Here is a 16,028-nt window from a genome sequence, read left to right as displayed (position 1 = left end):
TCTTTGATAGCCTCCAAAGCAACCTTTGCCTTGAATGCAGAACTAAATTTTCTTCTCGATTTTTTCATATGTACAGCATTAAATTTACAATTTAAGTAGCTGTCTTAAAAATGGGGAGTATTATATTATACGTAAATAAATAATCCCCGAGGCAGAGCCGTCGAGGTATTCTATAGATTAAGTAATCTCCAATTATGACAGTTTAGTTTTAATTATTGTATTCGACAGAATTCTTATCAAATTTTTAAAACCTTTTAGATTTTTGAAGTAATTATTACTTTTGGTTTTCTTCCTGAATACTATCAAGTATAGATCAGAATTCCTTTTTCCTTTATAAGTTATCCTCAAGTTACAAAATTGGGAAGTTTTAACTTAAGACTAAAATGCACCTATCCCAACCAACCATCTCGATCAAGGCTTCGATATTGTATCGCTTCAGAGATATGGGTTCCCTGAATATTTTCGGTTCCCTCCAGATCTGCAATGGTTCTGGATACTTTTAGAATTCTGTCATAGGCTCTGGCAGAAAGATTGAGGCGCTCCATGGCTGTTTTTAATAATTCTTTTGAGGCATCATCAAGTTGGCAATACTCTCGTATCTGTTTTACACCCATCTGAGCATTATAATGAATCTTCTCTAACTTGACAAATCTGTCTGTTTGGATATCTCTTGCTTTTATTACCCGTTTCCTAATCGCTACACTGGATTCCCCTCTTCGATCTTCGCTCAACTTATCAAAAGGCACAGGAGTCACCTCGATATGAATATCTATACGATCCAGTAACGGTCCAGAAATTTTACTAAGATATCGTTGCATTTCTGCCGGAGAAGAGGTTACCGGAGCATCCGGATCATTAAAATATCCTCCCGGACTGGGATTCATACTCGCTACTAACATAAAACTGGATGGATAGGTTACGGTAAACTTAGCTCTGGAAATAGTTACTTCCCTATCTTCTAATGGCTGACGCATCACTTCTAGCACTTCTCTCTTAAATTCGGGAAGTTCATCCAGGAATAGGACTCCATTATGAGACAGTGAAATTTCTCCAGGTTGCGGATAACTACCACCACCTACTAATGCTACATTAGAAATAGTATGATGTGGACTACGGAATGGCCGCTGTGCCATAAGTCCTACATTGTCTTTTACACGCCCTACTACACTATGTATTTTTGTCGTTTCTAATGCTTCTTGCAAAGACATTGGAGGTAAAATACTAGGCAATCTTTTACTTAGCATAGTTTTACCACTGCCAGGAGGTCCCACTAATATAATATTATGACCGCCAGCAGCAGCAATCTCCATACATCTTTTGATACTTTCCTGTCCTTTTACATCTGCAAAATCAAACTCAGGATTATCTAATTCCTTATAAAATTCCTCTCTGGTATCTACGATCGTTCTTTCTAATGTTGTATGACCATCAAAGAAATCAATAACCTCTTTGATATTCTCTACTCCATAAACTTCGAGATTGTCTACAATTGCAGCTTCTTTGGCATTCTGTTTGGGTAAGACAAACCCTTTAAAACCTTCTTCTCTCGCTTTGATAGCTATAGGCAATGCTCCTTTTATAGGCTGTAAGCTTCCATCAAGAGAAAGTTCTCCCATGATCAAATACTCACCAATAGTATCTCCTTTGATCTGAGAACTTGCTGCTAAAATGCCTAAGGCTAATGTTAAATCATATGCTGATCCTTCTTTACGAAGATCTGCCGGAGCCATATTAATTGTTATCTTTTTACCAGGAAGTTTGTAGCCATTATTTTGCAATGCTGCAGCTATTCTATAGCTACTTTCTTTGATTGCATTATCAGGCAACCCTACCAGATGGTATCCTATTCCTTTGTCTATATTAACCTCAACCGTGATTGTAGTAGCCTCAACACCAAAAACGGCGCTCCCAAAGACTTTAATGAGCATATTCTATATTTTGCTTAAATGTAAAGAATTATGTTAATAATAAAGAAACTATGCAGTAAAATATCAAGTATATTTTAAATTAAGATCTAAAGCATACGGTTTACAAACTATTCCTTATACCGACACACAAGATTCTAAATATTCCAAAAAAGCTTAATAAAAGTAATTACTAGTATCACATAAAAGGCGAGTATAACAATTTCAAGACGATATTTCTCGACAATTTTCTTAAGCATCTGATTTATTGTTTAGTTGGTTCGTTCTTTATATAAACAGTTCACTTTAAGAATACCCTATATCAAAAAAACAGAATTCCTAACTTATGATACAAGTATAGGAATTCAGGTTTAAGAAATTATTATTATTTTGTTGCTAATTATAAGTCAATAGTCATTATTAAATAACCGCCTCCTTATGTGTCAGAAATAGTTTTTCATTCAAAAATCTAAGCGTTTGTATTTTATCTTTTGTTTCGACCAAAAGTGATATATTATTATTACTTCCTCCATAAGAAATCATCCTTACAGGGATATAATTTAGTATCTCAAAAAGCTTATGAGAATTATGATCATTAATGACTGATTCTCCTACTATACAAATAATACTATGGTTATCTTCTACCGTAACTTCGGCGTATCCTTCAATTTCTTTTCGTATATCGTCTATGTGACTTGTATTATCAATAGTTAACGAAATAGCAATCTCTGACGTAGTAATCATATCAATTGAAGTATGGTAATTATCAAATACTTCAAAAATTCTTCTTAGATATCCATGTGCCATTAACATACGATTAGACTTAATCTTTATGGCAGTAATACCATCTTTTGCAGAAATTGCCTTCAGTCCTTTCTTATGCGTCTTATTAGATATAATAGTTCCATAAGCAGCAGGGTCAAACGTATTTTTAAGCAATACTGGTATATTACTATCGACAACAGGAGAAACTGTTTGGGGGTGTAATATTTTGGCTCCAAAATAAGCTAATTCGGCTGCTTCGTTATAAGTAAGATGAGCTATTGGATTTGTTCCCTCTACATATCTTGGATCATTATTATGTAATCCATCAATATCTGTCCATATCTGAACTTCTTCTGCTTTCATTGCAGCTCCTATAATCGTTGCCGAGTAATCACTTCCTCCCCTTTTGAGCGTATCAATTTGTCCTAAGTGATCTTTGCAAACAAATCCTTGTGTTATATATAGTTGTGAATCTTCTTTATCAAGAATCTCTTGTAACCTGGTAGAGACCTTCTCTATATTAGGATTTTCAACAGAATCCACGTGCATAAAGTCTTGCGCATTAAGCAATATATTAGGAACGTTAACAGCAGTAAGAAAATTAGAAAAAATGTATGTCAATAATGTTTCGCCATAGGTAACAATTCTAGCACTCAAATTTTCTACATGTAGCTGGTTGGACAACTCAAACATTTCAGTTATCGTTAAAGATACCTGCTCTTTAACCCCATTCCTAATCGATGTATCCTTTATTAAAACGTCAACAACATTATGATGTTTAGTCTCTAACTGATGTAAACTTCTGGTGATAGCATCTGCATCTTTTAGCTTAATATATTCTACCAGATTTACTAATTGATCAGTGACTCCGGACATTGCAGAGCATACAACTATTTTTTTTTCCCCATCAGTAGTTAGAATATCCTTTACTTTTTGTAAATTCTCTATCGATCCAACAGACGTTCCTCCAAACTTTAAAATCTTCATTAGGTTGTTTTTTACAATGCATAATTAAACAATAATAGATAAAGAATAAATATTTTAATAGAAAAATAATATATTTGTACAATGTGTTAAATATATAACATTATGAAAACTATTACAGATTGCGTACATAACATATTAAGGCATCAACCTTTTCTTGAAGATGCCTTATCCAGAGATATTATCAACTTTAGCTCTCTTGCTGTAGATTTATTACCTCAGGTAGAAAAAGAAATGAGAAAACCTGTAAAAGCAGGATCTATTGTAATGGCACTTCGCAGATACCATCCTAAACGTATTAAGCATTCTGAGAATTTAGGAAATTTGGGAGATATTGTTGTTCGATCGGGAATTACGGAATATGCTTTTTTAAACTCTAGTACAATTCTTACCAGTCAATCTAATTTACTAAATACAGTAAAAGATAAAACCAAGACATATTTTACCTATTCCAGTAATTTTCAAGAGAGTAACATATTGGTTTCTTCTTCTTTAAAAGAAATTGTCGAAGATCATTTTAAGGCAGAAACATGTATTTCTATCACAGATAATTTATCATCTATGTCTATTGCCTTACCTGATGATAGTTCAAAAACGATAGGATTGTATTTTTATATTTTTAAATTATTGGCATATGAAGGAATTCCAATTTTTGAAATTATTTCTACTTCTAATTATTTTACTCTTTTTTTAGAAAAAGAATTTGTTAACGATGCTTTCTTGTTGATGAATGAAATTAAAGAAAATTAAAAAACCTGCTTACTACAAAATAAGCAGGCTTTAAACATTTTTTTTAACTTTTATTCGATAATAATTCTTTTTGTTTCTGTCCCCATTTCTGAAATAATTCTCACAAGGTACATTCCCGCTTCCGGAGCATCTAGCTGTATCTCTTTTTCTGTTTCAAATTGAGACAAAACTTCTTTATACACCAGTTTCCCTGTAAGGTCAAATATATGTACTTCATTCAGGTTTTTTTGACTTCTATTCTTGATTACAAATTTGCCAGTATTTGGGTTTGGCACAATAGAAATTTGATCATCATACACTTCTTCTACACCAAGAACATTATCAATAGTAAAAGACACATTATCTATAAGTGCTGTTGAGACCCCCATGTATGACTCTGGAATTAATGCCGTAAATCTTAAAACTACATTTTGACCAGCATAGGTTCTTATATCATCTGCAATATCTTTGGTGATCGTAACATCAATACGCTCAGTTAATGGATCAACTCCAAAAGATTGCTGATCTATCGCTACAATTAAATGATCTGTACTATCATAAAGCCCAACGTCCAATGTTCGTTCTATTGTCGGAGTGTTAAACATATAATAATCAACTTTAAAATCGAAAGAAACCATGACCTGTCCCACTGATGACAAATCAGCAGGTAGTGTGATGGTTTGTTCCAAAACATACGTATCTCCTGCCTCTCCCTCAAAACTGGTAAACGCTGCATATTGCCCTTCGGCAGGAGCTATATCGGTTATTAAACAAACAGTATCTGCATTCTCTAATACTGTAAAATTCATTCTGCAACCTGAATCAATACCAGGACCAGTAGACCTCCATGATCCCAGATCTCCACATTCAAAACTTCCATTCTGGATATATTCATTAGGATTATCCGGTTCCAGATTGCAATAGGTTCTAAACGTAAGAGGTCCGACCCAAAGACTATAATCATCATCTCCGCAAAAAGCTCTTAGATACACATCATAGAAGGTTGTAGGGTTCAGACCTGATATCTCTACGGCATTAGTATCTACTTGACTAACATTTCCATTACCTTGAGTAAATCCATTAAATCCATATTCTAACTCCCACGACATTTCTGTACCTCCAGTTATTTCCCAAACTAAATTAACCATCTCACTTTCTGCAGTAACAATCTCAAATCCTGATGGAATCGAACATGAAATCAAGGTTCTAAAAGTAATAGGTCCAGTTGAATCACTTAGACCTCCTTCATCACAAACGGTTCTTACATATACATCATATGAAGTATCTCCTGCTAAATTCTCTAAGGTATAGGTATTATCGGATGAGTTGACCAGTATTCCTTCTCCTTCACTAAAACCAGTTACTTCATATTCTATTTGCCAGTTGGTATCATCTCCTATAGCCTGCCAGGACATACTCGCTTCTCTAGACAATACCTCTATAACTGTAACATCTGTTGGTGGTAGACACTTGGGTCTCGGTTCACAAAACACTTCTGCCTCCCAACCAAATCTGGTAGCACTACTATCTGATATAAAAACAAAAGTAAGCGCTCCCGAATCATGAGTAGAAACAATTGTTCCCGGAGAAGTATTAGAATAAGAACCAATGAAAGGTGCATTCGTATCTGGTCCGTCATAAACCATAAGCCTATCACAACAGCTTTCCAGACTAAAAGATTGAAATACTATCCGTACTCGTTCTCCTGTATTTTGAGGAGCAATAACAGTCGTTTCATTTTCATTATTTGAATAATTACCATCGGCACCTCCGGAATCATAAAAACGTTCACCATTGCAAAAATCTGCTGAAGTCTTAAAAGAAACAGGACCTATCCAATCACTAAATCCATTAGCATCACAATTAGATCTTATATACACATCATACCTTGTATCTGAACTAAGGTCAGAAATAGTTTCGGGATTATTTTCGGTATCTAGAATCTCACCCTCACCAAGTACAAAACCACTCTCTCCATATTGAAGTTGCCAGGCATCTTCATCTCCTCCATTTACCCAGCTTACAATAATATTATCGGTACTAACTTCTTCTACTAAAAGAGAGTTTGGATTAAAACAGGATGGTAGTTCTCCTACTTTTATATCATCTATTAGTATATAGTTAAAAGTGGAGCTATTCTGATTATCCAGTATCCCAAACCTTATTTTTATAGGATCTGTAATCGTATAAGAGGAAATATCAAAGTAAAAATCTTTCCAGCCTTGTGTTGACTCTTCAAATATTAATAACTCATTCCAAACCGTACCATCAAAAAATTCTACTGTAAGTGTATTGTAATTTTCATTTGCAATTAAATTACTGTATAAGGAGAATTGAACTGATGGTATCGATAATGCTGAAATATCGATCCATGGGCTAATTAAATAGGATGTATCCTGAATATTACTAAAATTATTCGGTTTCCAGCTATACCTTGATGTAACACCTTCTGTTCTATCAGGAATTTCTGCATTTAATGTCCCATCATAATAACTACTATAGGACCAATTAGAGTTCCCTTCTTCATCCCAACATTGTGGTCTTCCAAAATTTATAAAATTCTCTTCAAAAGGGGTTTGATACGGATCGCAATCTGTTGTAAAAGTTATTGGCCCAATAAATTCACTCGAATCTCCTATCCCACAAACAGCTCTCATATATAGTTCATAGGTGGTTCTGGGAGTCAACCCTGTTAGTTCATATGGATTAAATGTCGCTATTTCTGTAATGGCAGTTGATGGAGTAAAGCCTTCAAGTCCATATTGTAATTCCCATATTGTTTCATCTCCAGAGACTCCCCAGGATATCTCAGCTGATCTGTTTTGTACATTAGACACTTCTAATGTATAAGGATTAAGACACGATGGTTTTTCATCTATTTTAATCTCATCAATCAAAATATCATTATAGTCAGAATTTCCAGGACTATTTTCAGTAACTGTAAACCTAAGCTGTATTGCTCCTGTGATTGTATAATTTTCCAGATCAACAACAATATCTCTCCAATCCCCTGTATTTTCCTGAAGCTCTGTGATTATATTCCAATCTGTACCATCATAAAAATCTACTAATAAGGTGTTATATGTATGATCAATGGTATTCTTACTGAATACGGAGAATTGAATTGCAGGCTCTGTTAGTGTCGATATATCAACCAGAGGAGTTGTTAATATTGAAATTTGTTGTGCTCCACTAGGTGATGAACCATCTACCCAGGCATAATTTGTATTTCTCATATTGTTACGATCTCCAGCTAAGGCAGCATCATAACTCGCAAACAGACTGTAAAACCAGAAACCTGTTCCAGATCCATTCCAACATTCTGGAATATTTCGATTCTCGAAACTCTCAACAAACGGTGCAGAATAAACTGTACATAAAGTCTCAAAAGATAAAGGACCTACTACATCACTGAAACCTCCTGCAGTACAATTTCCTTTAATATAGACATCATATGTTGTAATAGGATCTAATTCATCGATCGTATAGGTACTATCTATACTATTAAGAACTGTTCCTGTGCCTTCTTCAAACCCTTGTAAACCATACTCCAGATCCCAGGAAGAAGACTCGTTATCCGTATCCCAATCTAAGGTGACACTTGTATCATTTACAATATCCACTACAAAGTTTTCAGGGATATCACAATTAGGTTTTGGCTCGCAAATTACCCGAGCATCCCACCCTGAACTTGTTACAATATTATCTGAAACAAATACAAAAGTAAGTGATCCCGATTCATTCGTAGAAATAAGTTGTCCTGGTGATCTGTTTCCACTATAAACTCCTATGAGGGGTGCAGATGCATCCAATCCATCGTATAAAAAAAGATTATCATAACCATTCTCCAGCTGAAAAGAATCAAAGATTACTCGTACTCTTTCTCCAGAACTATCAGGACTTATTACTGTTGTAATATATTCATTATTTGAATAATTCCCATCAACCCCACCAGAGTCATAAAAACGATCACCACTACAAAAATCTTCTGTTGTAGTTACTGATATCGGCCCTATTACGGAACTTTCCCCTCCTTCTGAACAAGTAGATCTGATATAAAAATCATAATTTGTCAGTGAATCTAAACCTGTTATTTCATATGGGTTTGTAGTTGTTAACACCTTTGTTCCACTATTAATCTGAAAACCAGAAAGTCCATACTCTATCTCCCACTCTGTTGAATTCTCATCTGTCCATCCAAGATTTATATAAGACGGCCCAACACCTATGAATCCGAAGTTTTCCGGATCAGAACATTGCGTGCTAAAAGTATGAATAGCTGAGAACTCGCCCACACTACAAGAATTCTTATTTCTAACTCTCCAAAAATAGGCAGTATTATATAATAGATTATTAGCAACATAAGTATTCTCACTGATCTCTGCAGATTCTATGATGTTAGAAAAATTAATATCTGAGGCTATCTGAATTTCATAAAATTCAGTATTTGAATCCGCAGACCATTCAAAAGATTGATTGATCAAAAAACCTTGCGCATTATCGATTGGAGAAATTAAGTCTGATACAGGAATTTCTTCGTCATATATTTCTAAGATTATGGGTACTGTTTTTTCAATACCAGAAGCTAAAACTCCTTTTACTAGTAGAGGATATGTTCCTGTTGAGAGATTTTCTGTTCCTGCAATAGTTATCTGCACTGGCACTGCTTCCGGATGAGAGCCCGAAATAAGGGGAGGACTAAAACTCACTGTTGCTACTACAGGTAAACCTTGTAATGAAAAGATAACTTCTTCATCAAAATCCAATACGGTACTATATTCAAAATTAACTATAGCGTCATTAGATTGACATACGGTTTCTAGGGTATCAGAAATATCGATAATATAATCAGAAGCTTGTATTGTAAAATTTGAGCTATTAATTGCAAAAAATATATTATCAGAGGATCTTACCATTAATCTTGCAGTAGTAGAACGATCTACAATGGGTAAAATAAAAGTTTCTGAACCATCATTAGGAATGTCATCCTGGATGATATATGGATACGTATATCCTCCATCAATAGAAAGCAATATATCAACTGTAAGACTGTTTATCGGAGTTTGATCTGTATTAGCTACATCCCATTCTACCGTCATTTGTTCTCCCACATTCCATACTTCTTCTGTATTCTGAGAGGTTACCATAAATGGCCCTGAGTTCTCATCGACAGTAATTTGCATAGCATCTGTATTTGTTTGTCCACCGGCTAATACATTATCTCTCACGGTAAATTCAAAATTCATAGTACGTGCCACAGATGGCAGTACCTCCCAGGTTGGTGTAAGATTACCTGTAAGGAGATCTTCTAATTTTGGCATATATCTTTTAGCCGAAGCAGACGGTAATTGGGATCTGAACAAAGGGCCTACCTGCCAGGTAGGTTGAGGCGTAGCTGTCGATGCAGGGTCTTCTGGATTATTTTGTTCCCAACAATACGTTAAGCTATCATTACCGTCTATATCAGTAGCACTTCCTTCCAGAACAAAAGGTGTGGATTTAGGAATCACAAAATCATTTCCTGCACTCACTACGGGAGCTGTATTTCCTGTAGATATTATTTCTGCACAATCACTATTGTCTATTGTCCAAATTGCAATATCTCTTATATCTACATAATTAAAATAGTCATCTGGTGCTTCCTGAACATTAGGAGGACAAATACTAGCATATCCCATAATTGTACTTCCGCTGCCTGGTTCTACTTCACTATTAAGACCACTCCTGCAATTACGACTACTCTGTATATGATATCCCCCAAACTGATGTCCGAATTCATGAGATACGATTAAATTAAAGTTATCAGAATCTGGTCGTTCATGCACTGTAAAAGCACTACCCTTATAACCATCTGTACAAACACAAGCAATACATCCCGCATTACCATATACTGCATTTTCTTTATGAAATAAATGACCTACATCATAAAAAGCACCGCCAATATTGGTATCAAGTGTATTTTGCAACTCACTATTCAAACCTCCTCCTGTAGAGTATGGGTCTGACAAAGGGTCTAAAAACAATACAGTATCACTTTCTGGAATAATCTGCATGGTTACTCCCAAATCTCTTTCAAAGATACCATTCACTCTATTGATTGTAGAAACCATGGCTGCCATAACCTTCGTCTTTCTCTCCAGGTCATCTGCTTCTGATCCATCCAAAAAATATTGAGAATAATCTCCACTAACAGAAAGTGCCAGGCGATATCTTCTCAAATTACCATCATTAGCGTTCTTGTTGTGATGAGAAGCTTGAGAATATATTTTTCTAGAGACTTCTTCCATTTGACACTCAAAAGCTGATGGAGATACTTCTGCCTTAGAGTCGTATAGAATATGTGAAAAATTGGCAGTAGGTTCTATAATCATAGTAGCACTGCCGGGTTTTATAATACTTGCTTGTAAGCCTACCTTACTACAATAACTAAATCGTATGGTTTCTGTTGGATCATTAACAGCAAAACCTACAAAAGTTTCGATCTCTTTATATTTTAAGGCTAAATCAGGATGTAAAACGTCTGTTTTCCTTACTACAAAGCTCTTTACGCTGTTATTTTCAGTAGGAAAGTGTATAATGTGCTGCCCTTTTTTATCAACAAACCTGTTTGAAACATCGTTAAGAACAGTTTCTAAAACTTCTTTATGTATATCAAAAGTTAAATATTCTCCTTCGATACCAACCTCATGCTTGGCGTATTGATTTACGGAAGTTTGCCACCAAATATCTTGCGCTAACAATGAAGAAGATAGCATCGATATAAAAAATATACCAATAAACAATGTAAAAGTAATTTTACTCATAGATACTCTAATTTTAAAATGAACTGAATTTCAATTATTAAGTATTCATCAGATATGTAAGGCTTTTATTTGTTTTTGCTCACCTTATAATACCTTCAGAAATATTATGTTATTTTAAAAACCGTCCCCAACGCATCTTTTATTTTAATAAAAAAATGATTTTCATAGCAGTACTTATAGTGATATACTACTTAATATCATCCATATTCAAAAAAATAATCAAAGTTGTAAGGGGGTAATGAATTACAGTTCATAATAGAGGTATATACTAGTATACTTCCTTATTAACCATAGGTAATGATCTGTAATTCTATATAATAATGTCTATAATGATATAAATGTTACCTGTAAATCTTTCTTTTTTTAAAAAAATATTCAAAACATTATATATCAATCAATTAAAAAACAAAAATATTCATATTTATTTGATTAACAACTTTTTAAAAACAGGGAAAATACCCCTTTTTTAACATATAAACTACATCGGGGTAAGCTTCGAAGCATTCAAATCGCGATCCTTTAATAAAAAAGGTGATATCTACAACTCACTACTTCAAAAAAATAGAGGAAGGAATCATCTCTAATAATAAAAACGTAAACATTCAAAACGTAACTAACTAATACGATTTGTGATTAAAAAATTCGTATAAATTCATTGAATTATTTTTTCTTTATGCAAGGCAAAAAAATCAAGCATAGCTATAGCTACGGTTTATTTTTTAAACGAAGTAGAAAGGAAAAAGAAACGATGAATATGCGAAATTTTTAGTTATAAATCGTATAATACCTAATTTTTTGAAATTTGATAGTAAAAACACGTTAAAACGTATAAAAAAAATAACCATTGGCTAAATATTAGAATAACATATAAGGACAAAATTCAGGTATGGTCTGATGATAGGAATATTGATGTGATTCAAAATTATCGAAAAATTGCTGACATTCTATTAGAACAAAATAAACCACTAATAATTAGGTGTTCGTATGGTCGGTAAAACCTATATAAATACCTAGTTGACTAAAGCTTTGTATTACCTGGCTTTGTTTTCTCTATGTTTTTCGCGAAATTATTCTGGAGTATTTAAGGATTGATCACAACCAGTTTCTAAAAAAAGTTGATGTCTTTTTTAATTGAGATAATAATAATCCTCACAAAAAACAAACTTGTATTGATTGACTAACAAATACGACTTACTTAAAAAAAGTAAGTCGCATGAGAAATTTAGTAATCTTTTTTATTCTTATCACTACTAGCACTGGTATAATCTCTCAAAATTCAGAAAACCCTGTAATAACAAAACAGGATTATGAATACTTTCTGGATTTCTTTACTTCTTCAAATCCAAAAATTCATAAACAAGCAGTAAAATATATAAACGGAAACTGGAAAGAAAGTTTTGAAATTTTAGCTGTTGAAACCTTGTATTTTCTGAACAACTCTCCCCACTCCATAAAAATTCTAAATATATTAGATAGAAAAACCAGAAAACATTTTGGATATGATTTCAATAAATGGTTTGAATACCTTTGGCAAAAAGATCCTAATTATACCGTATCTTATTATGAGTTCAAAGCAATTCTTCATCAGGCATTAGACAGTAGATTTTCTAAATACTTTAGTGCCAGATCACAACAATCCTTAATCAGATTAGATGAAGTCCGCTGGGGTGGTGTTATGCAAGATGGCATTCCGCCGTTGCGAAATCCAGAAATGATAGATGTGTCAAAGGCAAGGTATCTGCATGATTCTGATATTGTATTTGGGATTTCTGTAAATGGAGATACGAGAGCATACCCCAAGAGAATACTTGCCTGGCACGAAATGTTTACGGATACTGTGGGCGATACGCCAGTAGCAGGAGTATATTGTACCTTATGTGGAACTGTCATTTTATACAAAACAGAAAAAGATGGTGTACAATATCAACTGGGAACCAGTGGATTCTTATATCGATCTAATAAGTTAATGTATGATAAAAAAACACAGAGCCTTTGGAATACGCTGTGGGGAAAACCTGTCATCGGGCCATTAGTGGGTAAAGGCATTGAGTTAGAATACCTCAGCGTAGTTACCACGACCTGGGGAGCATGGAAAGAATTGCATCCAAATACTAAGGTATTATCACTAAAAACAGGACACAATCGAGACTATGGGGAAGGTGTAGCTTACAAAGACTATTTTTCTAATGATAACCTAATGTTTACAGTTCCAAAAAAAGATAAAAGACTAAAGAATAAACAAGAAATATTAGCGATCAGAATTCCTGATAAAACAGAGGAGAATCTTGCTATTTCTTCAAAATTCTTACAACAAAATCCCATGTATAAAGGTAAAATCAATCGTGAAATTTTTACCGTTTTTACTGATAAAAGCGGAGCACATCGTGCCTATCTTACTGCTGACACGTCCTTCTCTTCTTATAATAGACAGTCTATAGCGATTGATGAACAAGGAAATACTTGGCAACTATACGAAGATCGATTAGAAAATAGTAAAACTAAAGAATCAATAGCACGATTACCAACTCATAACGCCTTTTGGTTTGGGTACAAAGCTGCTTTCCCTGACGTAACATTGATAAAGTAATACCATCCTTCATTAATTTAAAATCAATCTTAACACTATATTTAATAATTTAGAAAAAAAATAAGATATTTATGGAAAATAATAAAAGAGGTGGTGATGCACCTATCGCATGTCAATTAGAAGCTGATAAAAATTATGCCTGGTGTACGTGTGGTCATAGTGATAATCAGCCATTTTGTAATGGAACCCATAAAACAGCAGAGGGAACACCTCCCACTATTTTTAGTGTTACTGAAGCAAAAGAAGCCTATCTATGTACCTGCAAATTGACTAGCAATCCTCCTTATTGTGATGGATCACATTCATAGTATATTATATTGTTTTCGTAACTCCGTATTCTAGACTTAATAAAATTAAAAAAAAACTAAAACCGTAACATCATTTTAAGACGAAGGTCTTTTGGAAAACTTAAAATATAGTTACGATGAAAAAAATAATTTTAGCAGTATCAATGATCTCTTACATCTTTATTTCTTGTGAAAAAGATGATGACAACAATCAAGAAAAATATAACATGTATAGGCTTGTCGAAGTAGACAATTCAGGAATTTCTGGATAAGTAATCATTACAAAATTAAATACTTTCCCCACTTTTACGAGCAGTGTCAATATTCAGCTTCTGGGAACTCAGGAAGGGACACCTTATACTTCTAATATATATAATAATTCTACTCTAGAAGATGGCGATATCGCAATCCCTTTAGGAGAAATTTATGATGGTAATATTGGTAATACAATTCTACATGGATATGATCACTATGAAGACAGTGGAAATATTTGTCCTATTTCATATAATCAACTGATAGAATTTAATGGTCATATCAAAATCTTAACTAAGGAAAACCCGCCTAGAGTAGTTGCTTATGGTAATATTGGCAGGAATACTCATTAATACGATTTACGAATAAAAATTTCGCATCTAATGACATTCTTTTTCTACTATATTTTCTTCATAAAATGAAACAATAGCTATGGCTATTCTTTAATTTGATTCATCAATCTAGCGAAAAATCCTTGCCATTATTTTTACGAAATTCTCATCCGTAAATCGTATAATACCGTTTCTACCTTAAAATTACCAAAATAAAATACAGTTATTTTTGTTTGGGTAATTTTAAAACAGAAATAATAATATATCAAATCGACTTTAAAATCAAACGAATAATTCAGTTTTTAAAGTCGATTTTTTATTAATCATTATTTTGAAAGCACATCAATCAATTCTAATTCTTCTTCAGAAAACAGAGGTTTTTCCAGTGCCTTAACATTTTCTCTAAGCTGTGCTGGCGAACTTGCTCCAATAAGTACTGAACTAACCTGCGGCTGTCTAAGCAACCAGGCAATAGCCATTTGTGATAGTTTCTGTCCTCGTTGATCTGCTATTGTTGAAAGCTTTTGTATTTTTTCAAGCTTTGCTTCTAATTGTTCTTTAGTAAGGTATGTAAAATCCTTTGCTACCCGAGAATTCTGTGGGATTCCATGGAGGTACTTATCCGTTAACATTCCCTGCGCTAATGGCGAGAAAGCAATACAACCAGCTCCATGTTCTTCTAATGTATCCAGTAAACTATCTTCTACCCATCGATCAAAAATAGAATATCTTGCCTGATGTAATATAAAAGGAATTTTCATTTCTTTCAGCAAAGATGCAGCTTCAGCCGTTTCTTTGGGTTTATAATTAGAAATCCCTACGTATAATGCCTTTCCCTGGCGTACTATATCAGAAAGTGCAATCATAGTTTCTTCTATAGGTGTTTCCGGATCAGGTCTATGGTGATAAAAAACATCTACATAATCAAGCCCCATACGCTGAAGGCTCTGATCTATACTTGCGATTAAATATTTACGTGAACCCCAGTTTCCGTATGGACCTGGCCACATATCATATCCCGCTTTTGTTGCTATAAAAAGTTCGTCTCTATACGATCTAAAATCCTTTTTATACAGCAAACCAAAATTTTCTTCAGCGGATCCATAAGAAGGTCCGTAATTATTAGCAAGATCAAAATGAGTAATTCCTAAATCAAAAGCGCATCTAAGGATTTCCCGTGCATTGTGAATAGAGTCTACAGCACCAAAATTATGCCATAAACCTAGAGAAATTGCAGGTAAAAGCACTCCACTTTTTCCGCAGCGTCTATACTTCATGGTATCATATCTATCTGATGAAGCTTGATACTCTTTTATTGCTGTTTTATCATTAATATGCATGGTCTTGTTTTTTTAGAATACGAATATTTGTAGTTTTTCTTAATT

General features: G+C 33.9%; 7 protein-coding genes. 3 read left to right on the top strand and 4 right to left on the bottom strand.

The window, feature by feature from the left end; all coding sequences use genetic code 11:
- Positions 1–389: 389 nt before the first annotated feature.
- Together F0000_RS20645 and F0000_RS20640 are read right to left on the bottom strand one after the other, a co-directional pair.
- A complete protein-coding gene (locus tag F0000_RS20645) occupies positions 390–1,928 on the bottom strand; it encodes a YifB family Mg chelatase-like AAA ATPase (protein WP_149626622.1) in 1,539 nt (512 codons plus the stop codon).
- Positions 1,929–2,324: 396 nt separating this feature from the next.
- Positions 2,325–3,656, bottom strand: a complete 1,332-nt coding sequence (locus tag F0000_RS20640) for an aspartate kinase (RefSeq protein ID WP_149626621.1) — start codon at positions 3,654–3,656, stop codon at positions 2,325–2,327.
- A gap of 102 nt (positions 3,657–3,758) precedes the next feature.
- Here F0000_RS20640 and F0000_RS20635 point away from each other — a divergent pair, with 102 nt between their 5' ends.
- Positions 3,759–4,403 (top strand): hypothetical protein, encoded by a 645-nt coding sequence (locus F0000_RS20635; protein ID WP_149626620.1) that lies wholly within the window; start codon positions 3,759–3,761, stop codon positions 4,401–4,403.
- A 50-nt stretch (positions 4,404–4,453) separates the two neighbouring features.
- Here the strand turns inward: F0000_RS20635 and F0000_RS20630 are convergent, their stop codons facing one another.
- Positions 4,454–11,185, bottom strand: a complete 6,732-nt coding sequence (locus F0000_RS20630; protein WP_149626619.1) for a fibronectin type III domain-containing protein — start codon at positions 11,183–11,185, stop codon at positions 4,454–4,456.
- 1,213 nt (positions 11,186–12,398) lie between these two features.
- Here F0000_RS20630 and F0000_RS20625 point away from each other — a divergent pair.
- Both F0000_RS20625 and F0000_RS20620 read left to right on the top strand, forming a co-directional pair.
- Entirely contained in the window at positions 12,399–13,772 is a 1,374-nt protein-coding gene (locus F0000_RS20625) for a DUF3179 domain-containing protein (RefSeq protein ID WP_149626618.1), read from the top strand.
- A gap of 71 nt (positions 13,773–13,843) precedes the next feature.
- Complete coding sequence (locus F0000_RS20620) at positions 13,844–14,080, top strand: CDGSH iron-sulfur domain-containing protein (RefSeq protein WP_149626617.1); 237 nt, start codon at positions 13,844–13,846, stop codon at positions 14,078–14,080.
- A gap of 889 nt (positions 14,081–14,969) precedes the next feature.
- Here F0000_RS20620 and mgrA read toward each other — a convergent pair.
- Positions 14,970–15,983: an L-glyceraldehyde 3-phosphate reductase gene (mgrA, locus tag F0000_RS20615; protein WP_149626616.1), complete on the bottom strand. Its 1,014-nt coding sequence runs from the start codon at positions 15,981–15,983 to the stop codon at positions 14,970–14,972.
- Positions 15,984–16,028 lie beyond the last annotated feature (45 nt).

The organism is Aquimarina sp. RZ0 (assembly GCF_008370685.1).
GTDB lineage: Bacteria > Bacteroidota > Bacteroidia > Flavobacteriales > Flavobacteriaceae > Aquimarina.
Note: the sequence above shows the minus strand (reverse complement) of the source record. Positions and strands in the feature narration are given on the sequence as shown.

Bases quoted from the DNA above. Each gene is read 5' to 3' on its own strand.
- F0000_RS20645 (WP_149626622.1), bottom strand. From the start codon at position 1,928: ATGCTCATTAAAGTCTTTGGGAGCGCCGTTTTTGGTGTTGAGGCTACT.
- F0000_RS20640 (WP_149626621.1), bottom strand. From the start codon at position 3,656: ATGAAGATTTTAAAGTTTGGAGGAACGTCTGTTGGATCGATAGAGAAT.
- F0000_RS20635 (WP_149626620.1), top strand. From the start codon at position 3,759: ATGAAAACTATTACAGATTGCGTACATAACATATTAAGGCATCAACCT.
- F0000_RS20630 (WP_149626619.1), bottom strand. From the start codon at position 11,185: ATGAGTAAAATTACTTTTACATTGTTTATTGGTATATTTTTTATATCG.
- F0000_RS20625 (WP_149626618.1), top strand. From the start codon at position 12,399: ATGAGAAATTTAGTAATCTTTTTTATTCTTATCACTACTAGCACTGGT.
- F0000_RS20620 (WP_149626617.1), top strand. From the start codon at position 13,844: ATGGAAAATAATAAAAGAGGTGGTGATGCACCTATCGCATGTCAATTA.
- mgrA (WP_149626616.1), bottom strand. From the start codon at position 15,983: ATGCATATTAATGATAAAACAGCAATAAAAGAGTATCAAGCTTCATCA.